Genomic DNA, 24,352 nt, shown 5'->3' on the forward strand with positions numbered 1-24,352 from the left:
GCCCCCGGGGCGCCGGGGGCCGGGTCGGGCGTGGAGCGGCCGTGCGTGGGGCGCGGAGATCCGGTGGAGATCCCTCGTCGATCTCCCTCCTCTCCCGTCCCACCCCTCTGACCAGTGGTGATGGCTTGGCAACGGATGTTCCGAGTGCCCCCCGCGGGCGCCTCCGGTGGGGTACCGTCACCGGCGCCGTACCCAGCGGAGCTGCGCGGAGAGGAGCGGGGCCGTGCGCGAGTTCAGCGTCCCAGCCGTGATCACGGCCGCCCCCGTCGGCGGGCTGGCCGACGTCGTCTTCGAGTACGCCCGGCAGGACCCGGGCCGGGTGGTGCTGGGCCGCAAGACCGACGGCGTCTGGCGGGACGTGACCTCCGGCGAGCTGTGCGCGCAGGTGCTGGCGCTGGCCAAGGGCCTGCTGGCCCAGGGGGTGCGGTTCGGGGACCGGGTCGGGTTGATGGCGCGCACCCGGTACGAGTGGACCCTGTTCGACTTCGCGCTCTGGGCGATCGGGGCCCAGCCGGTGCCGGTCTATCCGACGTCCTCGGCGGACCAGGTGTGGTGGATCCTGCACGACTCCGCCTGCACGGCGTGCCTGGTGGAGAACGAGGACCAGGCGATGACGGTCGGCTCGGTCGTGGACCGGCTGCCCGGCCTGCGCCGGCTGTGGCAGCTGGACGCGGGTGCGGTGGAGCAGCTGGTGGCCGACGGCCGGTCGGTCGCGGACGACGTCGTCGACCGGCACCGCGGGGCGGTCACGCCGGACGCGGTGGCGACGGTGATCTACACCTCGGGCACCACGGGCCGGCCCAAGGGGTGCGTCCTCACCCACGCGAACTTCATGTACGAGACGGACACCATGGTGGCCCGCTGGGAGTCGGTGTTCGGGGGCGGCCCGGGCGAGGAGCCCTCGACGCTGCTGTTCCTGCCGCTGGCGCACGTCTTCGGGCGGATGGTGCAGGTGGCGGCGGTCCGCTCGCGGGTCAAGCTGGGGCACCAGCCGGTGCTGGCGGCGGCCGAGCTGCTGCCCGATCTGGCGGCGTTCCGGCCCACGTTCGTCCTCGGCGTGCCGCACGTCTTCGAGAAGGTGTTCGCGGCGGCGCGGCGCACGGCGGAGGTGGAGGGCCGCACGGGCGCGTTCGACCGGGCGGTGGAGACGGCCGTCCGGTACGCCGAGGCGCGCGAGCAGAAGGCGTTCGGCGCCGGTCCGGGCCCCTCGGCGGCGCTGCGGATGGAGCACCAGCTGTTCGAGAAGCTGGTGTACGGCAAGGTGCGCGCGGCGCTGGGCGGCCGGGTGCGGCACGCGATGTCGGGCGGCTCGGCGATGTCCCGGCGGCTCGGGCTGTTCTTCGACGGGGCCGGGATCACGGTCTTCGAGGGGTACGGCCTGACGGAGTCGTGCGCGGCGGCCACCGCGAACCCGCCGGGCGCCACCAAGTACGGCACGGTGGGCCTGCCGATCCCGGGCACCACGGTGCACGTGGCCGAGGACGGGGAGGTGTGGCTGTACGGGCCGCACGTCTTCGCCGGGTACCTGAACGACCCGGCGGCCAGCGCGCAGGTGCTGCGGGAGGGCTGGCTGGCGACGGGGGACCTCGGACGGCTGGACGAGGACGGCTATCTGACGATCACCGGGCGGAAGAAGGAGATCCTGGTGACCTCCAACGGCAAGAGCGTCGCGCCCGCCGCCCTGGAGGAGCGGGTGCGCTCGCACCCGCTGGTGTCGCAGTGCATCGTGGTCGGCAACGACCGGCCGTACGTCGCGGCGCTGGTGACCTTGGACCCGGAGGGGATAGCGCACTGGCTGTCGATGCGGAGCCGGCCGCAGCTGGCCCCGAAGGACCTGGTGCGCGACCCGGAGCTGACGGCGGAGATCCGGCGGGCGGTGGTCGCCGCCAACACCCTGGTCTCGCAGGCGGAGTCGATCCGCTCGTTCCGGGTGCTGCCCGAGCAGTTCACCGAGGAGCGCGGCTTGCTGACGCCCTCGCTGAAGTTGAAGCGGCGGGCGATCGAGAAGACGTACGCGCACGAGGTGGCCGCACTGTACCAGAGCTGACAGATCGTCATTTCTGCTTGTGCTTTTGTATTGACGATCCGTCAGGTCCTTCACAGAATGCGGGAATTCCCTATCGGGAGGGGTTCCCCCATGCCGCGTCGCCCGATCCGCGCCCTGGCCGCCGCCGCGGCGGCCCTCGCCCTGGCCTCCGCCTGCAACTCGGCCTCCACCCGCTCCGGCACGCAGCCCGGCGCCCCGGGCGCCACCACCCGCGGCGTGAGCGCCACCACGATCAAGGTCGGCGGGATCGTGTCGATGACCAGCGCCAGCGGCTACAGCAAGAAGGACACCGACCTCGGGGCCAAGGCCCGTTACCTGCGGGCCAACGCCGAGGGCGGCGTGCACGGCCGCAGGATCGAGTACCTCGGCGCGCAGGACGACGGCCAGGACCCGGGCAAGAACCTGGCCGCCGCCCGCAAACTGGTCCAGCAGGACCAGGTGTTCGCGGTGGCCCCGATGAGTTCGGTCACCTTCTCCGGTGCCGACTTCCTGGAGCAGGAGAAGGTGCCCACCTTCGGCTGGGGCACCCTGCCGTCCTTCTGCGGGCCGAAGCACATCTACGGGTTCAACGGCTGCCTCGTACCCAGCCCCGGCGGCACCCTCAACCAGACCTGGCCGGAGGGCATCGCCAAGGTCCTCGGCGGGGCGCGGGGCAAGTCGGTCGCGGTCATCGCCAACGACAGCGACGCCGGGAAGTTCGGCATCCGCACGTTCTCCCAGGGCTTCGCCGCGGCCGGCTTCACGGTGTCGTACGCCAAGCCGTCCGTCCCCGGCACGGCCGTGCCGAGCGACTGGTCGGCGTACGTCAAGGACATCCTCGGCAGCAACGGCGGCAAGGCCCCGGACGCCGTCGTGTCGGTCATGCAGACGCCCCACAACATCGGGCTGTTCACGGCGCTCAAACGGGCCGGCTACCAGGGTCTGCTGTCCGACCCGACCGACTACGACCCCGGGCTGCTGGCCAAGGACGCCACCCGGCAGGCGCTGGACGGGGTGCACGTGCTGCTGCAGTTCGAGCCGTTCGAGTCGCAGAGCCCGAGGATGGCGCAGTTCAAGGCGGACATCAAGGCGGCGGCGGGCGGCCAGGACGTCCCGCTGAACATGCACATGCTCACCGGCTACATGTCGGCCGACCTGTTCGTGTCCATGGCGCAGAAGGCCGGGCGGGACCTGACCGTGGAGTCGTTCCAGGCCGCCGCCCAGTCCTTCTCCGACACCGGCACGCTGGTCGGGGACCGCAGCATGCCGAAGGGGCAGAAGGACAGCTTCGGCTGCGGGGCACTCGTCCAGCTGCGCGGCGGCCGGTACGAGGTCTCCGTGCCCTTCGCCTGCCACGAGCCCGTTCCCTTCCGGTGAGGGGCGCCCCGGGATGGAGGATCTGCTCGTCTTCGTCCTGAGCGGCCTGGTCTCCGGCGCGCTCTACGCCCTGCTCGCCACCGGGCTGGTGCTGTCGTACTCGGCGTCCGGGCTGTTCAACTTCGCCCACGGGGCCACCGCCTACCTGTGCGCGCTGGCCTTCCACGAGCTCCACTCGGGCCTCGGCTGGCCGGCCGTGCCGGCGGCGCTGCTCGTGGTGTGCGTCCTGGCGCCCGGGCTCGGCTGGGCGCTGGACCGGCTGATGTTCCGCAGGCTGGCGCGGGCGGGTGAGGCGGCGCAGATCGTGGCGACGGTCGGGCTGCTGGTGGCGCTGCCGGCGGCCGGGTTGTGGGTGGTGGAGCTGCTGGAGCGGGCGGGGGCGCCGGTGGTGCCGGCGGAGAACCAGTTCGGGCTGCCCGGCGTCGGCCCGAGCCCCGCGCGGTCCTGGCAGCTCGCGGACGGCGTCGGCGTCGACTCCGACCAGCTGATCACCTGGGTGGTGACGGCGGTGGTCGCGGCGGGGCTGTGGGTGCTGCTGCGCCGGACCCGGCTCGGCCTGCGGCTGCGGGCCGCGGTGGACGACCGTACGCTGACCGAGCTGCGCGGGATCAGCGCCGACCGGCTGTCGTCGCTGGCGTGGATGATCGCCTCCGGGCTGGCCGGGCTCGCGGGCGTCCTGGCGACCCCGCTGCTGGGGCTGTCCGCGCACGACTTCACGCTCTTCCTGTTCGTGTCGGCCACGGCGGCGGTGATCGGGCGGTTCGCGTCGGTGCCGCTGGCCTTCGCGGGCGGGCTGGGGCTCGGGGTCCTGCAGAACCTGGTCGCCGGGTACGCGTCCGTCGCGTCCGTGGCCGAGCGGATCACGGGCCTGCGGACGGCCGTGCCGTTCCTGATCCTCTTCGCGGGACTGCTCGTGCTGACCCGGCGGGCGCGGACCGCCGGGACGGCGGCGGTGGACGAGCCGCCGGCGGACCCGCCGACCGGGGGCTCGTGGCTGCGCAGGTGGGGCGGCTGGGCGGGCGCCGGCGTGGCGGTGTGCGTCGCCCTGTACACGGTCACGACGCCGTTCTGGAGCGGGTTGCTGGCCCAGGGGCTGGCGATCTCGCTCGTGTTCATGTCGTTCACCGTCGTGACGGGCCTGGGGGCGATGGTCTCGCTGGCCCAGGCGACGTTCGTGACGGGCGCGGCGCTGGTGGCGGGCCTGCTGATGAGCCGGGGCTGGCCGTTCGCGGCAGCGCTGGTGGCCGGGACGTGCGCGGCCGCCGTGCTCGGGGCGCTGGTGGCCCTGCCGGCGCTGCGGCTGGGCGGGCGGTCGCTGGCGCTGGCCACGCTGGCGCTGGCGTTCCTCGCCGATCAGGTGCTGTTCCAGCTGCGGTGGCTGCGCAACGGGGACTCCGGGTGGCCGGTGCCGCGGCCGGTGTTCGGGCCGGTGGACCTGTCCGACGACCGGGCCATGGGGGTGGCGCTGGTGGTGCTCGTCGCCGCGGTCACGGCGGGTCTGACGGCGCTGCGGAACTCGGCGACGGGGCGGGCCATGCTCGCGGTGCGGTCGGCGCCGGCGGCGGCGATGGCCTCGGGGGTGTCCGTGCTGCGCACGAAGCTGCTGGTGTTCACGGTGTCGGCCGGGCTGGCGGGGTTCGGGGGCGTGCTCTACGCCTCGTACAACACGCGGATCACGGCGACGGACTTCACGGCGATGACGGGGCTCGTGTGGCTGGCGGTGGTGGTCGCGGCGGGCGTCCGGCGCCCGCAGTACGCGGTGGTCGCCGGTCTGGTCTTCGCCCTGGTCCCCCACGTCCTGGCGGACCACGTGACGGACTCCGCCCACCTCCCCCTGATCCTCTTCGGCCTGTCGGGCCTGGCCCTGGCCACCACCCCGGACGGCTACTGCACCACCGCACTCCGCCGCCGAGGCGGCGCGGCCGCCGCTCCTGCGGGTCCGCCGGGGGCGGACGCGGCGGCCGGGCCGGAAACCGGATCGGCACCCGAAGCCGGACGCGGGCCCGGGCCCGGAGGCGGACCCGGGGGCGGACCGGGACCCGGACCCGGACCCGGAGCCGGACCCGGCGCCGCCGTCCCGGCCGCGCCCCCGGGGCCCGAGGGGCCCGAGGGGCCCGGGGGGCCCGAGGGGCCCGGGGGGCCCAGGGTGGCTGAGGTGCCCGAGGTGCCTGAGGTGCCTGAGGTGCCCGTGGTGTCCGAGGTGCCCGAGGTGCCTGAAGTGCCCGTGGTGTCCGAGGCGCCCCGGACACCTGAGGTGCCCAGGGCGCCCGGGGTGCCCGCGGCCGACCCGCCCGCTCTGGAGCTGGCCGCAGTGGTGGCGGGCTACGGCGGCGGAACGGTGCTCCGGGGCGTGGACCTGCGGGTGCGCAAGGGGGAGATCCTCGCCCTGCTCGGGCCCAACGGGGCCGGCAAGAGCACCGCCTGCAAGGTGGCCGCCGGGCTGCTGCCCGTGCGGGACGGCGGCAGGGTGCGCGTGGCCGGGCGGGACGTCACCCACGAGGGCGCGGTCCGGCGCGCCCGCGCCGGCGTCCTGCTGGCTCCCGAGGGCCGCGGGATCTTCCCGGCGCTCACCATCGACGAGAACCTCGCCCTGCACCTCGACGACCGGGCCGCACGCGACGCCGTCTACACCCGCTTCCCCCGCCTCGCCGAGCGCCGCGCCGTCGCGGCGGGCTCCCTCTCCGGCGGCGAGCAGCAACTCCTCGCCCTGGCGCCGCTGCTGGAGCGCCCCCCGGCGGTGCTGGTCGCCGACGAGCCCTCGCTCGGCCTGGCGCCGCGCCTCGTGGACGAGGTCTACGCCCTGCTCACCGAGCTCCGCGCCGGCGGCACGGCCCTGCTGCTGGTGGAGGAGAAGGCCGCCGAGATCCTCGGCATCGCCGACACCGTCGCCTACCTCGCCCAGGGCCGGATCGCCTGGTGCGGCCCCCGCGCCGAGGTCGAGCCGGACCGCCTGACCGAGGCCTACCTGGGGATGGCCGCCTCATGACGACCGACGCATCCGACGCCTCCGCGCCCTCGGACCCCTCCGGCGCCCGCGCCCCCACGCCCTCCGACGCCCTCACCCCCTCCGGCACCCCCGCCGCCGTGCTCCGGGCGTACGGGATCACGGTCCGCTTCGGTGGCGTGCGGGCCCTGACCGACGTCTCCCTGGCCCTGCGCCCCGGCGAGATCTGCGGGCTCATCGGGCCGAACGGCGCCGGCAAGACCACCCTGTTCGACGTCCTGTCCGGCATCCGCCGCCCCGACGGCGGCCGGATCCTGCTCGACGGCGCGGACATCACCCGCCGCTCCCCCGTCTGGCGGGCCCGCCACGGCATGCGCCGCACCTTCCAGCGGCAGCAGCTCTTCGGCCGGCTGACCGTCGCCGAACAGCTCCTGGTGGCCCAGGAGTGGCGCGGCGGCCTCCGGGACCGCCGCAGGCTGGAGCGCGAACGCCGCGAGCGGGCGGGGCGGCTGCTGGCCGACTGCGGGATCGACGCCCTGGCGCCGACGTACGCGGCCGGCCTGCCGGTGGGCCGGGCGCGCATGGTGGAGCTGGCCCGGGCCGCCGCCGACCGGCCCCGGGTCCTGCTGCTCGACGAGCCGGCCTCCGGCATGTCCGCGCCGGAACGGGCCCGCCTGGCGGCCGTCGTACGGGGCCTGGCCGACCGCGAGGGCTGCGCGGTCCTGCTGGTCGAGCACAACGTGGCGTTCGTGATGGACCTCTGCACCCGGGTGGTGGTCCTGGACCTCGGCACCGTCCTCGCCGAGGGCACTCCGGCCGAGGTCCGCGCGGACCCCCTCGTCCGCGAGGCGTACCTGGGCAGCGCCCAGCCGCGCCGGATTCCACCCGTTCGGCGGGAATAGCACGGGGCGGGGGCCGGTTGTCGCCCGTCGTGCGGCCCGATCCCGCACGCGCACGACCGACGAGACAACGACCAGAGAACGAGGGATACGACCCCGTGGTGAACCAGGTCCCCAGCGTCACGCTCAACAACGGCGTCCGGATGCCCCAGCTCGGCTTCGGCGTCTGGCAGATCCCCGACGACGAGGCCGCGCAGGTCGTCGGCACCGCCCTGGAGGCGGGCTACCGGAGCATCGACACCGCGTCCGTCTACGGCAACGAGGCCGGCACCGGAAAGGCGCTCGCCGACTCGGGCCTGCCGCGCGAGGAGCTGTTCGTCACCACCAAGCTCTGGAACGGCCCCTCCCCGACCTGGGGCCGCGACGAGGTGCTGCGTGCCTTCGACGACTCCCTCGCCAAGCTCGGCCTGGACCACGTCGACCTGTACCTGATCCACTGGCCGCGCCCGATGCGCGACGACTTCCTGACCATCTGGAAGACCTTCGAGGAGATCGCCGCCGACGGCCGGGCCAGGGCCGTCGGCGTGTCCAACTTCCGCCCCGCCGACCTGGAGCGGCTGCGTGCCCACAGCGCGCTGGTCCCGGCGGTCAACCAGGTCGAGCTGCACCCGCTGTTCCCGCAGCGCGAGCTGCGCGCCGTCCACGCGGAGCTGGGCATCGCCACCGAGGCCTGGTCCCCGCTGGGGCAGGGCGGTGAGCTGCTGGCGCTGCCGGCCGTGACGGCGGTGGCGGACAAGCACGGCCGCAGCGCCGCCCAGGTGGTGCTGCGCTGGCACGTCCAGAACGGCCTGATCGCCATCCCGAAGTCCGTGACCCCGTCGCGGATCCGGGAGAACCTCGACGTCTTCGGCTTCGAGCTCGACGCCGACGACCTGGCCGCCCTGGACGCCCTGGGCACCTCGGCCGCCGCCCGGCGGATCGGCCCGGACCCGGCCGTCTTCGACGCGTAACCCCGCACGGCCCCCGCACGGCCCCGCACGGCCCCCGGCCGGGCGGGTCCGGCGGGCCCGGCGGGTCCGGGCCCGCCGGGCCGGGCGGGGTGGCCGCCGGGGGTGGCCGCCGTCAGCTCGCGCCGTGGGCCGGGGCGATCTTCTCGACGCGTTCGGCGAGTTCGAAGTCCGTCTCGGTGACGGCGCCGCCCGCGCTGTGGGTGTGCACCGCCAGGCCGACGGTGTCGTAGCCCAGGGTGACATCGGAGTGGTGGTTCAACTGCTCCTGGATCACCACGATGTGGGCGACCAGGGCACCGGCGGCCGGGTGGCCGGGCAGGCGGTACGTGCGCCGGAGGCGGTCGCCTTCGAGGGCCCAGCCGGGCAGTTCCCGCAACCGGTCCTCGATCTCCTTCTGCGAAAGCGGCTCGTTCGCCATCGGCGACTCCTTCCCCGCGACAACGGAAACAACCGGACATGACGTGCAGTCAAGGTTCCCACAGCGGCGGCCCGGGGGAAGCTTTCGCGCCATAGTGCGCGCGGGTGCTTCCGTCCCTTCCGGGCCCGCCGTGACGCCCCTATGCTCCTGCGCCGACGCGACTGTTACCGGCGGTAATGAGGGGGCATCGGCATGGACGTACCGAGGGCGGGGACCGGCCGGACAACGGGGGCGGGGACCGGCCGGACGGCGGGGACGGGCCGGGAGCCGGGCACCAGCGCCTCGCGGCGTACGTTCCTGGCGGGCACGGCAGGGGGCGCGGCCGGCGCCGCCGGACTCCTGGGCGCGACCCCGGCCGTCGCCGCCACGGCAGGCACGGCCGCCGCCGCACCGGCGGCGGCTCCCGCGGCACCCCGCCACGTCGCGGTCCTCGGCGGTGGCGTCGCCGGTCTGACCGCGGCCCACGAACTGGCCGAGCGCGGCTACCGGGTGACCGTCTACGAACGCCGCGCCCTGGGCGGCAAGGCCCGCAGCATGGACGTCCCGGGCAGCGCCCGCGGCGCCCGCCGCGCCCTGCCCGCCGAGCACGGCTTCCGGTTCGTCCCGGGGATCTACCACAACCTGCCCGACACCCTGCGCCGCATCCCGTTCCCCGGCAACGCCCACGGCGTGTGGGACAACCTCGTCGCGCCGAAGGAGATGATGTTCGCCCGTGCCGGGGGCCGCGAGGACCTGCGCGGGCCGATCCCCTGGCCCGGGCACTCCGGCGCCCCGCTCACCCTCGACGAGATCCGCCGGGCGATCGAGGGGTTCCTGCAGACGCTGGTCCGCCTCCCCCCGCACGAGAGCGCCTACTTCGTGGACCGCGCGCTGGTCTTCCTGACCAGCTGCGACGAGCGCCGCGACCAGGTCTGGGAGTACACGCCCTGGTGGGACTTCGTCCGCGCCGAGCGGATGTCGACGGAGTACCGGCGCATCCTGGCCGTCGGCATCACCCGCAACATCGTGGCCACCAAGGCGGAGGAGGCCTCCACCCGTACGGTGGGCACCCTCGGCGAGGCGTTCGTCTACAACGCGCTCGGCCGCGGCGCGGACGGCCCGCCCGACCGGATCTTGAACCTGCCGACCAACGAGGCCTGGATCGACCCCTGGGAGGCTCATCTGCGCTCCCTCGGCGTGGAGTTCCGGATCGGCTGGACCGTCCGCGAGGTGCGGTACGGCGACGGCCGGGTCAGCGGGGTCGCCGTCGAGGGCCCCGGCGGCGAGCGCGTGACGGTGACGGCCGACCACTACGTGTCCGCGCTGCCGGTCGAGCACGCCCGCCGCACCTGGGGCCCGGCGCTGCGCGCCGCCGACCCGATGCTGGGGCGCTGCGACAAGCTGGTGACGGACTGGATGACCGGCATCCAGTTCTATCTGACCGAGCGGGCCCCGATGGTCCACGGCCACGTCAACTGCATCGACTCGCCCTGGTCGTTGACGGCGATCCAGCAGGCCGAGCACTGGCCGGCCCGGGACTTCGCCGCCGACTACGGTGACGGCACCGCCGTGGACTGCCTCTCCGTGGACATCTCCGAGTGGGACAGGCCCGGGATCCTGTACGGCAAGACGGCCAAGCAGTGCACCCGCGACGAGGTCGCCCGCGAGGTCTGGGCGCAGCTGAAGGCCTCGCTCAACGACAGCGGACGGACGGTGCTGCGGGACGGCACCTTGCACTCGTGGTTCCTGGACCCCGGCGTGGGCGGCCTCGGCACCCCGGAGCCGACCAACGAGGACCAGCTCCTGATCCACCCCGTGGGCACCTTCCACCACCGGCCGAGCGCCGGCACCCGGATCCCCAACTTCTTCCTGAGCGGGGACTACGTGGCCGTGGACATCGACCTGGCGACGATGGAGGGCGCCAACGCCTCGGCCCGCGCCGCCGTCAACGCCCTGCTCGACCAGGACGGTTCGCCGGCCGCGCGGTGCACGGTGCGGCCGATGTACCGGGCGCCGGAGATCGAGGTCCTGCGGCGGCACGACCGCTGGCGCCACCGTATCGGCCTGCGCAACGTCTTCGACCTGGGCTGAACCGTTCGGCGGACCCTCGGCTACCGTCGGGGCATGACGACGACGTCCCGTGCGGCCGAGACCTCCGTAGGCGCGTTGCTGCGTACGTGGCGGGAGCGGCGCGGCCTCAGCCAGCTGGAGCTGGCGGGCCGCGCGGAGTCCTCCGCCCGGCACATCAGCTTCGTCGAGACCGGGCGGGCGCGGCCCAGCGAGGAGATGGTGCTGCGGCTGGCCGACCGTCTCGACGTGCCGGTGCGGGAACGCAACGCGCTGCTACTCGCGGCCGGTTACGCGCCCCGCTTCGCCCAGACCCCGCTGGACGACCCCTCGATGGGGGCGCTGCGCGCGGGGCTGGAGCGGCTGCTGACCGGCTACGAGCCGTACCCGGCGATCGTCGTGGACGGCACGTACCACGTGATCGCCGCCAACCGGGGCGTCCTGATGCTGCTGGAGGGCCTGCCGGCGCACCTGCTGGAGCCGCCGCTGAACGCCATGCGGATCACGCTGCACCCCGAGGGCCTGGCGCCGAGGATCCGCAACCTCGCGCAGTGGCGCGGCCACCTGCTGGCCCAGATGGAACGGCAGATCGCGCTGGCCCGCTCCGAGCCGCTGCGCGCGCTGTACGAGGAGGTCTCGGCGTACCCGGTGCCGCACCGGGCGGGCGACGCCGCGCCGGCGGAGCCGGTGCCGTACTTCGCGCTGCCGCTGGTGATCGAGCACGACGGGCACGTGCTCTCGTTCGTGTCGTCCATCTCGACGTTCAACACCCCGATGGACGTGACGGTCGCCGAGCTGGCGATCGAGACGATGCTCCCGGCCGACCCGGCGACGGTGAAGTACCTGCGGTCAGTCGGCGGCTGAGCGCAGCGCCAGCTGCTGGAGCACCGCGAACAGCGCGACGGTGAGGGCCTGCGCCGGGATCCACACGGTCCCGGCGGTGGTCGGCTCGAGCCAGGCGACCAGGGCGACCAGGCTGGCCGCGGCCCAGAGGTGGTTGGTCGCGACCACGGCCTTGACCCAGCCGGCGGCCGGGTGCTGCCGGGAGGCAAGCAGCCCGACCCCGGCGCCGTAGGCGACGAGCAGGACCCCGAGCTCCAGCAGCAGCCCCTGCCCGATCCCCAGCAGCCGCCCGAGCGGCGCCGAGAAGGCGACGTAGGCCAGACCGTTGGCGGTGGTGACGACGGAGTCGAGGGCGAGGAACCGGCGCAGCGCGGCCCGCGGCCGGTCGGTACGGGCGATGCTGCCGAGCAGGGTTGCGGACATGGCGGATCAACCTCCGTCGAGGACCGATGGGTGAGGGGACCCGGTTCCGGAGGGCGAGTGCGCGCCCTCCGGACCCGATGCCTCAACCTTGCCGGGCGGCGGCGACGGGGTCGATTACCCGCGGGGTAATGGCGGGCCGGGTCAGCCGAGGTCGGCGAGGTCCACGCCGGCCTGGGCCGCGGCGGCCCGGACGGTCTGCTCCAGCAGGACGGCGATGGTCATGGGGCCGACGCCGCCGGGCACGGGGGTGATCAGCGAGGCGCGGGCGGCGGCCGACTCGAAGTGGACGTCGCCGACGTTGCCCTCGTTGTAGCCGGCGTCCAGGACCACCGCGCCGGGCTTGATGTCCTCGCCGCGGATGAACTCGGCCTTGCCGACCGCGGCCACCAGCACGTCGGCCTGGCGGACGATCGAGGACAGGTCCTCGGTGCGGGAGTGACAGTAGGTGACGGTGGCGTTGCGCTCCAGGAGCAGCATGCCGGCCGGCTTGCCGAGGATGGCGCTGCGGCCGACGACCACGGCGTGCTTGCCGGTGAGGTCCACCTCGTACTCCTCCAGCAGGCGCATGATGCCGCCGGGGGTGCAGGAGACGAAGCCGGGCAGGCCGAAGCCCATGGCGGCGAAGGAGTGCATGGTGACGCCGTCGACGTCCTTGCCCGGAGCGATCGCTTCAAAAGCGGCGCGCTCGTCGATGTGGTGCGGCACCGGGTGCTGGAGCAGGATGCCGCTGATCTCCGGGTCCTCGGAGAGCGCGGTGATGGTGGCGACCAGTTCCTCGGTGGTGGTCTGCGCCGGGAGCGCCACGTGGCGGGAGGTGATGCCCGCCTTGGCGCAACGGTTCTGCTTCATCCGGACGTACGTCACGGAGGCCGGGTCCTCACCGACCAGGACGGTGGCCAGGCAGGGCGCCTTGCCGGTGCGGGCGGTGAGCGCGGCGGCGAGGTCGGCGGTGCGCTCGCTGATCCGGCGGGCCAGCGCGGTGCCGTCCATCAGCCGGGCGGTCCGGTCGGTCGGGGTGGCAGTCGTCACGGGGTCTCCTGAACGTCGCTGCGGCGCGCGTGTCGGACGCGCGGTTCGCGTGTCGTGTCGCGGTGTCGCCCAGGCGCGCGGCAGTCGACGTACGGGAGGCGGGTGCGGCCGTACGCGGGCCGCTCCCCGGTGGTGATCCACCCGAACGCCAGTCACGGCCCGCCGCCCACTGTAGTCGACCCGTGGGAATCCGGTGGAGACCTGGGGAGCAAGCTGGGACGATCAAGACATGGCACCCACTTTCGATCATCTCGTGAGCGAGGCGGAGTCCGTCTCGGTGGAGGGCTGGGACTTCTCCTGGCTCGACGGCCGGGCCAGCGAGCAGCGGCCCTCCTGGGGCTACCAGAAGATGCTCGGCGCCAAGCTGGCCGCCGTCCGCTCGGCCCTGGACGTCCAGACCGGCGGCGGCGAGGTCCTCGCCGGCGCCGTCGGGGCGGGCGGCCCCCCGCTGCTGGCGGCCACCGAGTCCTGGCCGCCGAACGTCGACAAGGCGACCCGGCTGCTGCACCCGCTGGGCGCGGTGGTGGTCGCGACCCCCGACGAGCCGCCGCTGCCGTTCGGGGACGAGGCCTTCGACCTGGTGACCAGCCGGCATCCGGTGACCATCTGGTGGGAGGAGATCGCGCGGGTGCTGCGGCCGGGAGGCACCTACTTCTCGCAGCAGGTCGGGCCCGCGAGCGTGTTCGAGCTCGTCGAGTACTTCCTCGGCCCGCAGCCGGAGGAGGTGCGCCGGGCCCGCCACCCCGACGACGCGGTCGCCGACGCCCGGAAGGCCGGACTGGAGGTCGTCGACCTGCGGTCGGAGCGGCTGCGGACGGAGTTCCACGACATCGGTGCGGTGATCTACTTCCTGCGCAAGGTGATCTGGATGGTGCCCGGCTTCACGGTCGCCGGCCACCGGGACCGGCTGCGCGAGCTCCACGAACGGATCGAGAGCGAGGGTCCGTTCGTCGCCCACACCGCCCGCTTCCTGATCGAGGCGCGCAAGCCCGGCTGAGCCGGGCCGGATTCGGGGGCCCGATGCGCCAGGGGCCCGGGAGGTTGCGTCCAGGCGGCGTGGCGCAGGTCACTCAATTCAGCGCGTAACGAATCGACTCGGGCGCGCGATGAACCGACAGGTGTCTTCACGCGGCCCCGGAATACCGACCCCACGGGGCCTGTTTCCGCAAGGACGCGCGATGATGTCCCGCCCGCCCTATCTGTTCGCAACGAGAGGCTTCTTGTGTCGCTCAGCCCGTCCCGTACGTTCCCTCCGGAGATCGCCGAATCCGAGGCCCTGGTCGCTCTCGTCGAGCGTGGCCGCGAGCAGGGTCACATCAACGGTGACGACGTGCGCCAGGCTTTCGAGGCCGGCCGCATCCCGGTGGACCAGTGGAAGCGGGTCCTGCGCAGCCTGAACCAGGTCCTGGACGAGGAGGGCGTCGCGCTGCACGTCAGCGCCGCCCCGGCCACCAAGCCCGCCGCCAAGAAGCCCCGCAAGACGGCAGCGGCCCCGGCCCGTACCGCGACCAAGAAGGCGGCCGCCGCGCCGCGTCCCATCGGCGCGCGCAAGACCGCGGCCACGGCTCCCGCCGCGACGATATCCACGTCGCCGGCGGCTCCGGCCGCCACCGAGGACGAGGTGACGGCCGCCCCTTCGGCGACCGCCGTCGCCGAGCCGAAGAAGCGCACCGTCAAGAAGACCGCCGCCAAGAAGACGGCCGTCAAGAAGACCGCCGCGAAGAAGACCTCGGCCAAGGACGCCGACGACGAGGCCATCGACGTCGAGAACGACGAGATCTTCGAGGACCTCACCGACGACACCGAGGAGGAGCCGAAGTCCGGCGGCCAGGGCTTCGTGCTGTCCGACGAGGACGACGACGACGCCCCGGCCCAGACGGTCATGGTGGCCGGCGCCACCGCCGACCCGGTCAAGGACTACCTCAAGCTGATCGGCAAGGTGCCGCTCCTCAACGCCGAGCAGGAGGTCGAGCTCGCCAAGCGCATCGAGGCGGGCCTGTTCTCCGAGTACAAGCTGGAGGAGGAAGAGGACCTCAAGCCGGCGTACCGGCGTGAGCTGGAGATCCTCGTCGAGGACGGCAAGCGGGCCAAGAACCACCTGCTGGAGGCCAACCTCCGCCTGGTGGTCTCCCTCGCCAAGCGCTACACCGGCCGCGGCATGCTCTTCCTGGACCTGATCCAGGAGGGCAACGTCGGTCTGATCCGCGCGGTGGAGAAGTTCGACTACACCAAGGGATTCAAGTTCTCCACCTACGCCACCTGGTGGATCCGGCAGGCGATCACCCGTGCCATGGCCGACCAGTCCCGCACCATCCGCATCCCCGTGCACATGGTCGAGATCATCAACAAGCTCGCCCGGGTGCAGCGCCAGATGCTCCAGGACCTGGGCCGCGAGCCCACCCCGGAGGAGCTGGGCAAAGAGCTCGACATGACCCCGGAGAAGGTCATCGAGGTCCAGAAGTACGGCCGTGAGCCGATCTCCCTGCACACCCCGCTGGGTGAGGAGGGCGACAGCGAGTTCGGTGACCTCATCGAGGACTCCGAGGCGGTCGTCCCGGCGGACGCGGTCTCCTTCACCTTCCTGCAGGAGCAGCTCCAGTCCATCCTGGGCACGCTCTCGGAGCGCGAGGCGGGCGTGGTCTCCATGCGCTACGGCCTGAACGACGGCCAGCCCAAGACGCTGGACGAGATCGGCCGGGTGTACGGCGTCACGCGTGAGCGGATCCGTCAGATCGAGTCCAAGACGATGTCGAAGCTGCGCCACCCGTCGCGTTCGCAGGTGCTGCGCGACTACCTCGACTAAGAGGCACGGGGTCCGCCGACCGCAGGAGGCCCCGGACCGCGCGAACGCCGGGAGGCCGGCCCCTCAGGGGGCCGGCCTCCCGGCGTTCGCCGTGCCCGTCGGCGGACGTCGGGCGGGGCTGCGTCAGGCCGTGCGGCGCTGCTTGCGGGCGGCCATCACCGCGTAGACCAGCACGCCCGCGAAGAGGAACAGCACGCCCTGGTACACGGCCGCGTAGCCGGAGCCGGCGACCAGCCACATCGAGAAGCCGAACGCGAGGACGGACAGCGCCGCGTCCCGGACCAGCCGGCCCCGGTGCACCTGATCGGCGCGGCCCGAGGCCAGGAAGTAGATCTGCGCGGCGGTCGCGAGCAGGTAGGGGACGGTGGCCGTGAAGGTCGTGACCAGGACCAGGACCTCGAAGACGCCCGCGGACCCGGCGGTGTAGTTGTAGACGGTCAGCGCCGAGGCCAGGGCCACGGTGACGACCACGCCGACGACGGGCACCCCGCGCCGCCGGCTCGCGAAGACCTGCGGGAAGAGGCCGTCGCGGGCGGCGGCGTACGGGGTCTGCGCGCTGAGCAGGGTCCAGCCGTTGAGCGCGCCCAGCACCGAGATCACCGCCGCGCAGGCGACGACCGTGCCGCCCCAGCTGCCGCCGAACATGGCGTCGACCGCGTCGCTGAACGGGGCCTTCGAGTCCACCAGCGCATCGTGGGGCACCAGGCCGAACACCGACAGGGTGCCCAGCAGGTACACCACGGCCGCGCCGACGGTGCCCAGGACCGTGGCCCGGCCGACGTTGCGGGCCGGGTCGCGGACCTCGCCGGCGCTGACCGCGGCGGACTCCACGCCCAGGTAGCTGAAGAGCAGGATGGCGGCCGAGGCGGACACGGCGCCCAGCGCCGAGTCGCCGGTGGCCCGGAACGGGCCGAGGTTGGCGGGGTCGAAGAAGAACAGCCCGCCGACCGCGACCAGCAGCAGCGGGGCGAACTTCAGCACGGTGGCGACCAGCTGGACGGCGCCCACGTACCGGGTGCCCGCCAGGTTCGCCGCCGCCGGGAGCCACTGCACGGCGAGCGCCGCCAGGCACATCGTCCAGCGGTGCTCGGCCACCGCCGGGAAGAGGACGCCGAGGTAGCCGACGGCGGCCACGGCGAGGGCGGCGTTCGAGACCCAGGCGGTGATCCAGTAGCTCCAGGCCGCCAGGAAACCGGCGAAGTCGCCGAACGCGGCGCGGGCGTAGACGTACGGGCCACCGGTCCGCGGGAGCCGCTCGGCGAGCCGGCCGAAGACCAGGGCCAGGGCGACGGCACCGACGGTGAGCACGCCGAAGGCGACCAGGCTGATGGAGCCGAAGGGGGCCACGGAGGCGGGCAGGAGGAAGATGCCGCCGCCGATGATGTTGCCCATGACCAGGCAGGTCGCGATCGGCAGCCCGAAGCGGCGGGTGTGCGGGCCCTGCGGGGCACCGGCCCCGGCCTGCGTGGAGGAACCTTTCTGCTGCCCGGGTTCCTGCTGAGCGGCTACGGGAGGTGGTGCAACGTGCGAGGTCATGGGTGGTGCGCCTTACGGATGTCTCACATGATGGGCAGGTCGACACATGGTCGGGCACCGTACGGGCGCCGCCAAATCACCGGGTTTCGTCCGGCGCGGGCACCCCTGCGGACGGAAGGGTTCCGCCCACGGGCCCCTGCCACCGCTGATCCTCCAGCGGCACCTGCGGGCCGTCCGCCTCCCCCAGCCACCTGCGCAGCACCGCGTGCACGGCCTCCGCGCCCACCAGCGCGGGTGCCGGGTCCGACAGCTCGGTGGGCCACATCAGGAAGGCCCTGCCCTGCTCCCCGCCCAGCCCGCCGTGCGAGCCGATCTGCTCCTCGAAGGCGTGCACCGTGCCGGTCTCCGGGTCGTACGCGGAGTTGACCATGATGTCGGCCACGTGGGGGAAGCCGTCCGCCCGCCGCACCGCCCGGGCCGCGCCCGGCCCGTACCGGGCGAGGAGCTCCTCGGCCTCCCCCGGCACGGCCAGCCGTGCCACCGCCCCGCCGGGCCCGAGCACCTCCCCGTCCACCAGCAGGAAGCCGATGCCGGGGTGGTTGGCCAACGTCGGCAGCAGCGCCGGCCAGGCCCGCTCGATCCACTCCCGGCTCGCCCGGCCCGGCACGTCGGGGAACGAGATCAGCGCCAGGTTGCCCGAGGCGAGGACCACCGGGTCCGGCCCGCGGGCCGGGCGGACCTCGCCGGCGCCCTCCTCCACCGGCCGGTGCAGGGCCGCGCGGACCGCGGCGCGGGCCTCGGCCCCGCTCGGGGTGCGGCCGGCCCGGCGCCGCACGGGCAGGCCGCAGCCCGCCCGGACCAGGTCCTTGAGCGTGAGGCCGTACCGGGACAGGAAGGTCTCCCCGGGGCTCTGCCCGTGGTCGGACAGCAGCACGATCCGGTACGCGCGCGGCGCGTGCTCGGCGACCCGGGCGAGCAGGGCCAGGCTCCGGTCCAGCCGGGCCAGCACCTGGTCGGTGTCCGGGCCGTGCGGGCCGGAGTGGTGGGCGACCTCGTCGTAGCCGACGAGGTCGGCGTAGACGCAGGAGCGGCCGGCCAGCATGTCCCCGAGCACGGCGGCCACCACGACGTCCCGCTCCACCACCGTGGCGAACGCCCGGACGAAGGGGTACAGCCCGCCGCGCGAGACCCGCGGCCGGTCCCCGCGCAGCCGGGCGCGGACCGACTGGACGAGCTCACGCACGACCTCGGCGACGAAGGACACGGCGGTACGGACGGCGTGGGCGGGGTCGGAGAAGTACGCGAAGTAGCCGGCGCGGGAGCGGTTGGCGCGGCCCCGGCGCGCCGAGACCGACAGCACGAGCGCCAGCTGGTCGGCGCCGCCGCTGAACAGGTTGCCGCGGCTGGCCCCGTCCAGGCGGAGCAGTCCGCCGTCGGCGGTCCGGTCGACCGCGCGGCGCTGGAGCTCGGCGGCGCTGCGGGGGCGGTTGCAGACCATCACCTCGCCGGTGTCCTTCTCGTACCAGCGGAACGCGGGCACGTCGAAGGTGGAGCCGTGCAGGATGCCCAGCTGGCTGGCGCCCGTCTGGCTGGACCAGTCCGTGCGCCAGGGCGCCAGCCGGTGGCTGTGCTCCAGCCACGCGGCGACCGTGGGCATCACCCCCCGGGCGGCGGCCCCGCGCAGCTCCTGGTGGCCGAGGCCGTCGAGCTGGACGAACACCAGGCCCGGCGGGAGCGTCCGGCCGGGGTCCCGGACACCGCCCCGGCGCCGGCCGCGGCGGCGGGCGGCGAGCCGGTACAGCCGCCGCCGGTAGGCCTCGTCGTCGCGCACCGCCAGGGCGGTGGAGGTGGCGGAGGCGACGGCGGACATGACGGCGGCGACCACCACGGCGGTCTGCGGGGCCACCTCGCCGCGGCCGGCCGGCACCAGGTCCAGGGCCAGCCACAGCAGGGAGCCGTTGAGGAAGAACACCAGCAGGCCCAGCACCAGCGCCGGCACCAGCAGCAGCGCCCGGACCAGGACCGGCCACACCAGGGCGCTGAGCAGGCCGAAGGCGCCGGCGCCCCAGGCCGCGGTCAGCCCGATCTCGGTGACGCTGTCGCCGTCGTCGGACCGCAGGCGGAAGTCCGGCAGGATGCCGGCGAGCGCGAGCAGGGTGAGGGTGGAGGCGGCCCAGACGACGAGCACGCGTCCCAGGGCGCTCCCCATGGTGCGCCAACGCCCTCGCAGCACGCCCCGCCTCCCTCGCCTCGCCCCCGCGGCCGTACGGCGGGATCTTTCCCAGCGTCGCACGGACCGCAACCGCGGACCGGCGGCGTACGGGGGCTGCCGGTACGTACGGGGGCGGGGCCGCGGTCGAGCACCGGCGGCGGGGAGCGTACGGGTGGCGGCGGGAGCGTCCTGGGGCCGGGGGGGGGCGTACCGGCGCCGGCGGGGCCTCAGGTGCCGTCGTAGCCCGCGGTCGGCATCGACAGCCGGCGGTGCACCTCGGCCTTCATCGCCGAGGTGTACCTCGGCTCGTCCAGGCCGGCGGTCTCCAGCCGCACGCCCCGCCGGGCGCACTCCGCGGTGAACTCGTCCACCGAGCGCAGGGCCCGTTCCAGCACCCGCCGGTTGGGGGCGACGAACAGGTCGACCTGACCGGCGTCCACGTCGCGCCACAGACCGACGTGGTCGGCGCGCAGGCCGAGGAAGAGCAGTTGCCTGGTCACCACGTACCCGTGGTCGGCGGCCCAGCGCGCGCACATGGCGTGCTGGCCGCGGGTGTCCACGACGAACGGGTCGGCATCGAGTTCCTCGAGCGGGGCCAGGCTGGCGATAGCGGCCACGCGCAGCTCATCCATGCCGCCCGACCCTACTCCGATCGGGCAGCGGCGAGGAGGGGGCCGTCGGCCACCGCACCGGGGCAGAACGGCCGGTCAGGGCCTACGCTCACGACAGACGTCCAGGGTAGGGAGGGACCGCGGTGCCGGTGGAGATCACCTGGTGGGGGCACGCCACGTGCACGGTCGAGGACTCCGGGGTACGCCTGCTGACGGACCCGCTGTTCGCGGCGCGGCTGGCCCATCTACGACGGCGCCGGGGCGCGCTGCCGCCGCCGGAGGCGGCCGTGGCCGACGCGGTGCTCGTCTCGCACCTGCACGCCGACCACCTGCACCTGCCCTCGCTGGCCGCACTGGCACCCGGCACCCGCCTGGTGGTGCCGCGCGGGGCGCGGCGGGCGGTGCCGGGGCTGGTGCGGCTGGCGGTGCTGCGGCGGCTGGTGGTGACCGAGGTGGCACCGGGCGAGGCGGTCGACGTCGGCGCGGGGGTGCGCGTACGGGCGGTCAGCGCCCGGCACGACGGACGGCGGCTGCCGTTCGGCGCGCACCACGCGCCCGCGCTGGGGTACGTCGTCCAGGGCGCGGCGCGGACGTACTTCGCCGGGGACACGGGACTGTTCGACACGATGGCGCGGGAGGTGGGACCGGTGGACGTGGCGCTGCTGCCGGTGGGCGGCTGGGGCCCGTACCTGGGGCCGGGCCACCTGGACCCGCGGCGGGCGGCGCGGGTCGTGGAGCTGCTGGGCCCGGCGGCGGCGGTCCCGGTGCACTACGGGACGTACTGGCCGATCGGGATGGACGCGGTGCGCCCGCACGAGTTCCACGCGCCGGGCCTGGAGTTCGCCCGGCTGGCCGCCCGGTCGGCGCCGAAGGCGTCGGTCCTGGTGCCGGGGCACGGCGCACGGGTGCGCGTGCCGTGACGGGTCCGGGGGCCGTGGCGGGGGCCGTGTCCGGGGCCGTGTCCGGGGCGGTGACGGGGGCGGCGGCCGGGGTCCTGGCGGCGCCGTGGGCACCGGACCCGGCGGAGTCCACGCAGCAGGCGCTGGGCTATCCGGCGCTGTTCCTGCTGGTGGCCCTGGGGGCGCTGGTGCCGGTGATCCCGACGGGTGCGCTGGTGAGTTCGGCGGCGGTCGTCGCCTTCCACCACCGGTCCTTGCCGCTGGGGGTGCTGCTGGTGTGCGCGGTGGCCGCGCTGGCGGCCTTCACCGGGGACATCGCCCTGTACTGGCTGGGGCAGCGAGGGGTCGGCTCCCGCAACGGCTCCGGCTGGCCGGCCCGGCTGCGCGGGCGCGCCACGCCGGAGCGGCTGGCGCGGGCGCGGGCCGGGCTGGAGGAGCACGGGGTGCTGGTGCTGGTGGTGTCGCGGCTGGTCCCGGCGGGCCGGATCCCGGTGATGCTGGCCTGTCTGCTGGCCCGGATGCCGCTGGGCCGGTTCGCCCGGGGCGACGCGCCGGCGTGCCTGGCCTGGGCGGCGACGTACGGGCTGATCGGGATCCTGGGCGGCTCGCTGTTCTCGGAGCCGTGGAAGGGCGTGGCGCTGGCGGTGGCGCTGGCCCTGCTGATCAGCGCGGTCCCGGCCGCCTGGCGCCGGCTGCGGGCCTGACGGCGTGCCACCGCCCCGGCCGGGAACCGGGGCGACGGGTCAGAAGGCGGCCGACGCGCCGATCGGCAGGTCCCACAGGTCCGCGCGGGCCAGACCCGCCCGTGCCCAGGCGGCACGCACCCGAAGCAGCGGTTCGAGGACCGGCTCGGCGGACAGGGCGAACGTCGCCCAGTGCATGGGGGCCATCCGGCGGGCGCCGAGGTCCAGGCAGGCCTGCACGGCCTCGTCGGGGTCGGTGTGGACGTCGCGCAACCACCAGCGGGGCGCGTACGCGCCGATGGGCAGCAGGGCCAGGTCGATGCCGGGGTGGCGGCGGCCGATCTCGCCGAACCAGTGCCCGTACCCGGTGTCCCCGGCGAAGTAGACCCGCTTGGGCTGCGGGGTCCGGGTGTCGCTGAGCACCCAGCCGCCCCACAGGGTGCGGCAGGTGTCGAGCAGGGTGCGCTTGGACCAGTGGTGGGCGGGGACGAAGTCGAAGCGCACCCCGCCCAGTTCGGCGGCCTCCCACCAGTCCAGCTCGGTGACCTCGGTGAAGCCGCGGCGGCGGCACCAGCGGCCGAGGCCGGCCGGGACGAACAGCGGGGTGCGCCGGGGCAGCCGGCGCAGGGTGGGCGCGTCGAGGTGGTCGTAGTGGTTGTGGCTGATCACGACGGCGTCGACGGGCGGCAGGTCCCGCCAGCGCACCCCGACGGGGGTCATCCGGGCGGGCGTGGCGAAGATCCGCCGGGACCAGACGGGGTCGGTGAGCACGGTCAGCCCGCCGATGCGCACCACCCAGCTGGCGTGCCCGGCCCAGGTGACCCCGACCGTGCCGGCGCCGAGCGGCGGCAGCGGGGCGGGCGCGTACGGCAGGTCGGGGATGCCGAGGAGGCCGGCCGGGTCGGGCCGGAAGGCGCCCTCGCGGGCCAGCCGGGCGAAGGCCCGCAGCCCGGGCAGGGGGGTGGTCAGCCGGTCGGCGAAGGACCGCGGCCACAACCGGCGCTCGCCGAGCGGCCGGGGCGGGGCGGGCCAGGGCTGGGCCAGGGCGGGGCGCGCGGGGCGGGCGACGGGGTCCCCGGCCGGGAGGTGCGGGGGTGCGGCGCGGCCGGCGGAGCGGGTCCGTTCGTCCGTCTGGTCCCTCATCGGGCGGTCTCCCTTCGCGGTGGTGCCGGGCCGTCGCACCGGCGCGGCGGCCGGCGCATCGGGCCTCGGCTCGGGGTCGGGGGCGGGCGGGCCCCTCGGGTCGTCCGGGGCGTCAGGTCGTCCGGGTCGTCAGTCGTCCGGGTCGTCGGATCAGGTCCTCGGGTACGTCGGGTGGGTCGGGTGGGTCGGGTGAGTCAGTCGGTCGGTCGGGCGGGTCGGGTCAGTCGGGCGGGTCCGGTGGGCATCGAGTCGTCGGGTCAGGTCGTCAGGTCGTCAGGCCGTCAGGTCGGCCAGGACCGCCGCCAGCTCGCCCAGGGCGCGCCGTACGTGCGGGAGGTCCAGGGGGTCGCGGGCGGTCAGCGCGGCCAGCCGCTCCTGCGGGGTGGCCCCGAGCAGCGGGCCGGTGGGCAGCCGGACCCGCAGGAGCCCCAGTTCGTCGGCGAAGCGCTGGCCGCCGGGGGCGGGGAAGCCCAGCCGGGTGCCGAGGTGGTCCTCCAGTTCCATGGCGTCGCCGACCCCGCGCCGGGCGAGCCCCTCGCGCAGCGGGGTCAGGTCGGCGTAGAGGTGGCGGCCGGCCTGCGGCGGCAGGGCCAGGGCGCCCGCGCCGAGCACCTCCCGGTGCAGGGCGGCGGCGACGGCTCCGTGCAGCCGGGCCGCGGCGATCGCGCGGGCCGCGACCGCGTCGGGCTCGTCGAGGGCGTACACGGCGGCCCCGGCGACCGGGCCGGCGACCTGGGCCCCGGTGGCGGTGAGGACGTCCAGGGTCCTGGCCCGCAGCCACGTGCCGCGCGGGGTGTCAGGGAAGCGGAGCACGGCGGCGGGCCAGCCGCCCGGCAGCAGCGCACCGGAGAGGTCGAGCAGGACGGCCGCCTGCTCGGGCAGCATCTCGGCCGGGCTGAGCACGAGCGTGTCCTGCGGCCGGTGGACGGTGTCCCGCCAGGTCTCGTCGCTCACCACGAACAGGCCGGCCGTCTGGGCGGCCTCGCACGCTTCGAGCAGCAGTTCGGGCGGGGGCACGGTCGCGGTCGGGTCGTCCGCGACGGACAGCAGCAGCACCCGCGGGTCACCGCCCTCCGCGCGGACCCGGCGCACGGTCTCCAGCAGCGCGTAGGGGTCGGGTACGCCGCCGCACTCGGCCGGGGTCGGCACGTGGTAGGCGCGCCGGCCGAGCAGCCGGACCTGCGGGGTCCACCAGGCGGGGCAGGGCCGCGGCAGCAGGACGTCGCCGCCGTACGCGCCGAGCACGGCGAGCAGCAGGGGCGGGGCGCCCGGACCGGCGGCCACGGAGGCGGGGTCGGTGGCCAGGCCCCGGGACGTCCAGTAGCGGCAGGCGGCCTCGCGCAGGGCGGTGCCGCCGCCGGGCGGCTCGGGCGCCGAGCGGTCGGCCGCGGCGGCCAGGACGGTGGTCAGCTCGGGCAGCACCGGCAGGCCGGGCTCCGGCGCGGGCGGACCGTAGCGGACCGGCCCGTGCCCCTCCGGCGCCGTGCGCTGCATCCCCGCCACCGCCTCGCCTCGTCGTCGTACCCGGTCCTCGCATTGCCCTTTATAGGCCAGAATCGATCGGTACGCT

The 24,352-nt window shown here is 74.9% G+C and carries 19 protein-coding genes and 1 riboswitch; of the genes, 11 read left to right on the forward strand and 8 right to left on the reverse strand.

Annotated elements, in window-relative coordinates; genetic code table 11:
• Window positions 1-223 precede the first annotated feature (223 nt).
• From LG632_RS17230 to LG632_RS17250, 5 genes are all read left to right on the forward strand, one after another.
• On the forward strand, window positions 224-2,047 hold the full coding sequence (locus tag LG632_RS17230) for an AMP-dependent synthetase/ligase (protein ID WP_226728207.1): 1,824 nt from the start codon (window positions 224-226) through the stop codon (window positions 2,045-2,047).
• A 90-nt stretch (window positions 2,048-2,137) separates the two neighbouring features.
• Complete coding sequence (locus LG632_RS17235) at window positions 2,138-3,403, forward strand: ABC transporter substrate-binding protein (protein ID WP_226728208.1); 1,266 nt, start codon at window positions 2,138-2,140, stop codon at window positions 3,401-3,403.
• A gap of 13 nt (window positions 3,404-3,416) precedes the next feature.
• A complete protein-coding gene (locus LG632_RS17240; RefSeq protein WP_226728209.1) occupies window positions 3,417-6,389 on the forward strand; it encodes an ABC transporter permease subunit in 2,973 nt (990 codons plus the stop codon).
• Window positions 6,386-7,249 carry an ABC transporter ATP-binding protein gene (locus tag LG632_RS17245; protein WP_226728210.1) on the forward strand — a complete coding sequence of 288 codons (864 nt, stop codon included), beginning with the start codon at window positions 6,386-6,388 and terminating at the stop codon, window positions 7,247-7,249. The genes LG632_RS17240 and LG632_RS17245 overlap by 4 nt, the downstream gene beginning before the upstream one ends.
• Window positions 7,250-7,347: 98 nt before the next feature.
• Complete coding sequence (locus LG632_RS17250) at window positions 7,348-8,196, forward strand: aldo/keto reductase (RefSeq protein WP_226728230.1); 849 nt, start codon at window positions 7,348-7,350, stop codon at window positions 8,194-8,196.
• A 112-nt stretch (window positions 8,197-8,308) separates the two neighbouring features.
• Here the strand turns inward: LG632_RS17250 and LG632_RS17255 are convergent, their stop codons facing one another.
• Window positions 8,309-8,614, reverse strand: coding sequence for a 4a-hydroxytetrahydrobiopterin dehydratase (locus LG632_RS17255; protein WP_226728211.1), 306 nt, complete (start codon window positions 8,612-8,614; stop codon window positions 8,309-8,311).
• A gap of 192 nt (window positions 8,615-8,806) precedes the next feature.
• Between LG632_RS17255 and LG632_RS17260 the strand changes: the two genes are divergently transcribed.
• Both LG632_RS17260 and LG632_RS17265 read left to right on the forward strand, forming a co-directional pair.
• The gene (locus tag LG632_RS17260) at window positions 8,807-10,684 is read left to right on the forward strand and encodes a hydroxysqualene dehydroxylase (RefSeq protein ID WP_226728212.1); all 1,878 of its coding nucleotides are present in this window, start codon (window positions 8,807-8,809) and stop codon (window positions 10,682-10,684) included.
• A gap of 33 nt (window positions 10,685-10,717) precedes the next feature.
• On the forward strand, window positions 10,718-11,524 hold the full coding sequence (locus LG632_RS17265; RefSeq protein ID WP_226728213.1) for a helix-turn-helix domain-containing protein: 807 nt from the start codon (window positions 10,718-10,720) through the stop codon (window positions 11,522-11,524).
• Here LG632_RS17265 and LG632_RS17270 read toward each other — a convergent pair.
• Together LG632_RS17270 and LG632_RS17275 are read right to left on the reverse strand one after the other, a co-directional pair.
• A complete protein-coding gene (locus LG632_RS17270) occupies window positions 11,510-11,926 on the reverse strand; it encodes a hypothetical protein (RefSeq protein WP_226728214.1) in 417 nt (138 codons plus the stop codon). The genes LG632_RS17265 and LG632_RS17270 overlap by 15 nt on opposite strands.
• A gap of 141 nt (window positions 11,927-12,067) precedes the next feature.
• Window positions 12,068-12,916, reverse strand: coding sequence for a bifunctional 5,10-methylenetetrahydrofolate dehydrogenase/5,10-methenyltetrahydrofolate cyclohydrolase (locus LG632_RS17275; RefSeq protein WP_226728231.1), 849 nt, complete (start codon window positions 12,914-12,916; stop codon window positions 12,068-12,070).
• A 99-nt stretch (window positions 12,917-13,015) separates the two neighbouring features.
• Window positions 13,016-13,121: riboswitch (ZMP/ZTP riboswitch) on the reverse strand.
• A gap of 63 nt (window positions 13,122-13,184) precedes the next feature.
• Between LG632_RS17275 and LG632_RS17280 the strand changes: the two genes are divergently transcribed.
• Window positions 13,185-13,952, forward strand: a complete 768-nt coding sequence (locus LG632_RS17280) for a methyltransferase domain-containing protein (RefSeq protein ID WP_226728215.1) — start codon at window positions 13,185-13,187, stop codon at window positions 13,950-13,952.
• Between the two features lie 225 nt (window positions 13,953-14,177).
• A complete protein-coding gene (locus tag LG632_RS17285; RefSeq protein WP_226728216.1) occupies window positions 14,178-15,758 on the forward strand; it encodes an RNA polymerase sigma factor in 1,581 nt (526 codons plus the stop codon).
• A gap of 123 nt (window positions 15,759-15,881) precedes the next feature.
• On the opposite strand, the gene LG632_RS17290 is transcribed toward LG632_RS17285, so the two are convergent.
• The 3 genes from LG632_RS17290 to LG632_RS17300 form a co-directional block, all read right to left on the reverse strand.
• The gene (locus LG632_RS17290; protein WP_226728217.1) at window positions 15,882-17,294 is read right to left on the reverse strand and encodes an amino acid permease; all 1,413 of its coding nucleotides are present in this window, start codon (window positions 17,292-17,294) and stop codon (window positions 15,882-15,884) included.
• A 76-nt stretch (window positions 17,295-17,370) separates the two neighbouring features.
• The gene (locus LG632_RS17295) at window positions 17,371-19,443 is read right to left on the reverse strand and encodes a phage holin family protein (RefSeq protein WP_264201925.1); all 2,073 of its coding nucleotides are present in this window, start codon (window positions 19,441-19,443) and stop codon (window positions 17,371-17,373) included.
• 230 nt (window positions 19,444-19,673) lie between these two features.
• Window positions 19,674-20,078, reverse strand: coding sequence for a hypothetical protein (locus LG632_RS17300; RefSeq protein ID WP_226728219.1), 405 nt, complete (start codon window positions 20,076-20,078; stop codon window positions 19,674-19,676).
• A gap of 122 nt (window positions 20,079-20,200) precedes the next feature.
• Here LG632_RS17300 and LG632_RS17305 point away from each other — a divergent pair, with 122 nt between their 5' ends.
• On the forward strand, window positions 20,201-20,977 hold the full coding sequence (locus LG632_RS17305; RefSeq protein WP_226728220.1) for an MBL fold metallo-hydrolase: 777 nt from the start codon (window positions 20,201-20,203) through the stop codon (window positions 20,975-20,977).
• A 50-nt stretch (window positions 20,978-21,027) separates the two neighbouring features.
• Window positions 21,028-21,660 carry a DedA family protein gene (locus LG632_RS17310; protein WP_374203502.1) on the forward strand — a complete coding sequence of 211 codons (633 nt, stop codon included), beginning with the start codon at window positions 21,028-21,030 and terminating at the stop codon, window positions 21,658-21,660.
• Between the two features lie 39 nt (window positions 21,661-21,699).
• On the opposite strand, the gene LG632_RS17315 is transcribed toward LG632_RS17310, so the two are convergent.
• Window positions 21,700-22,782: an MBL fold metallo-hydrolase gene (locus LG632_RS17315; protein WP_226728221.1), complete on the reverse strand. Its 1,083-nt coding sequence runs from the start codon at window positions 22,780-22,782 to the stop codon at window positions 21,700-21,702.
• 273 nt (window positions 22,783-23,055) lie between these two features.
• Window positions 23,056-24,276 carry an aminotransferase class I/II-fold pyridoxal phosphate-dependent enzyme gene (locus LG632_RS17320; RefSeq protein ID WP_226728222.1) on the reverse strand — a complete coding sequence of 407 codons (1,221 nt, stop codon included), beginning with the start codon at window positions 24,274-24,276 and terminating at the stop codon, window positions 23,056-23,058.
• Window positions 24,277-24,352 lie beyond the last annotated feature (76 nt).

Origin of the sequence: Streptomyces antimicrobicus, from assembly GCF_020532625.1 — a bacterium.
Taxonomy (GTDB): domain Bacteria; phylum Actinomycetota; class Actinomycetes; order Streptomycetales; family Streptomycetaceae; genus Streptomyces; species Streptomyces antimicrobicus.

Bases quoted from the DNA above. Each gene is read 5' to 3' on its own strand.
- LG632_RS17235 (WP_226728208.1), top strand. From the start codon at position 2,138: ATGCCGCGTCGCCCGATCCGCGCCCTGGCCGCCGCCGCGGCGGCCCTC.
- LG632_RS17240 (WP_226728209.1), top strand. From the start codon at position 3,417: ATGGAGGATCTGCTCGTCTTCGTCCTGAGCGGCCTGGTCTCCGGCGCG.
- LG632_RS17245 (WP_226728210.1), top strand. From the start codon at position 6,386: ATGACGACCGACGCATCCGACGCCTCCGCGCCCTCGGACCCCTCCGGC.
- LG632_RS17255 (WP_226728211.1), bottom strand. From the start codon at position 8,614: ATGGCGAACGAGCCGCTTTCGCAGAAGGAGATCGAGGACCGGTTGCGG.
- LG632_RS17260 (WP_226728212.1), top strand. From the start codon at position 8,807: ATGGACGTACCGAGGGCGGGGACCGGCCGGACAACGGGGGCGGGGACC.
- LG632_RS17265 (WP_226728213.1), top strand. From the start codon at position 10,718: ATGACGACGACGTCCCGTGCGGCCGAGACCTCCGTAGGCGCGTTGCTG.
- LG632_RS17270 (WP_226728214.1), bottom strand. From the start codon at position 11,926: ATGTCCGCAACCCTGCTCGGCAGCATCGCCCGTACCGACCGGCCGCGG.
- LG632_RS17275 (WP_226728231.1), bottom strand. From the start codon at position 12,916: ATGGACGGCACCGCGCTGGCCCGCCGGATCAGCGAGCGCACCGCCGAC.
- LG632_RS17280 (WP_226728215.1), top strand. From the start codon at position 13,185: ATGGCACCCACTTTCGATCATCTCGTGAGCGAGGCGGAGTCCGTCTCG.
- LG632_RS17290 (WP_226728217.1), bottom strand. From the start codon at position 17,294: ATGACCTCGCACGTTGCACCACCTCCCGTAGCCGCTCAGCAGGAACCC.
- LG632_RS17295 (WP_264201925.1), bottom strand. From the start codon at position 19,443: ATGGGGAGCGCCCTGGGACGCGTGCTCGTCGTCTGGGCCGCCTCCACC.
- LG632_RS17300 (WP_226728219.1), bottom strand. From the start codon at position 20,078: ATGGATGAGCTGCGCGTGGCCGCTATCGCCAGCCTGGCCCCGCTCGAG.
- LG632_RS17315 (WP_226728221.1), bottom strand. From the start codon at position 22,782: ATGAGGGACCAGACGGACGAACGGACCCGCTCCGCCGGCCGCGCCGCA.
- LG632_RS17320 (WP_226728222.1), bottom strand. From the start codon at position 24,276: ATGCAGCGCACGGCGCCGGAGGGGCACGGGCCGGTCCGCTACGGTCCG.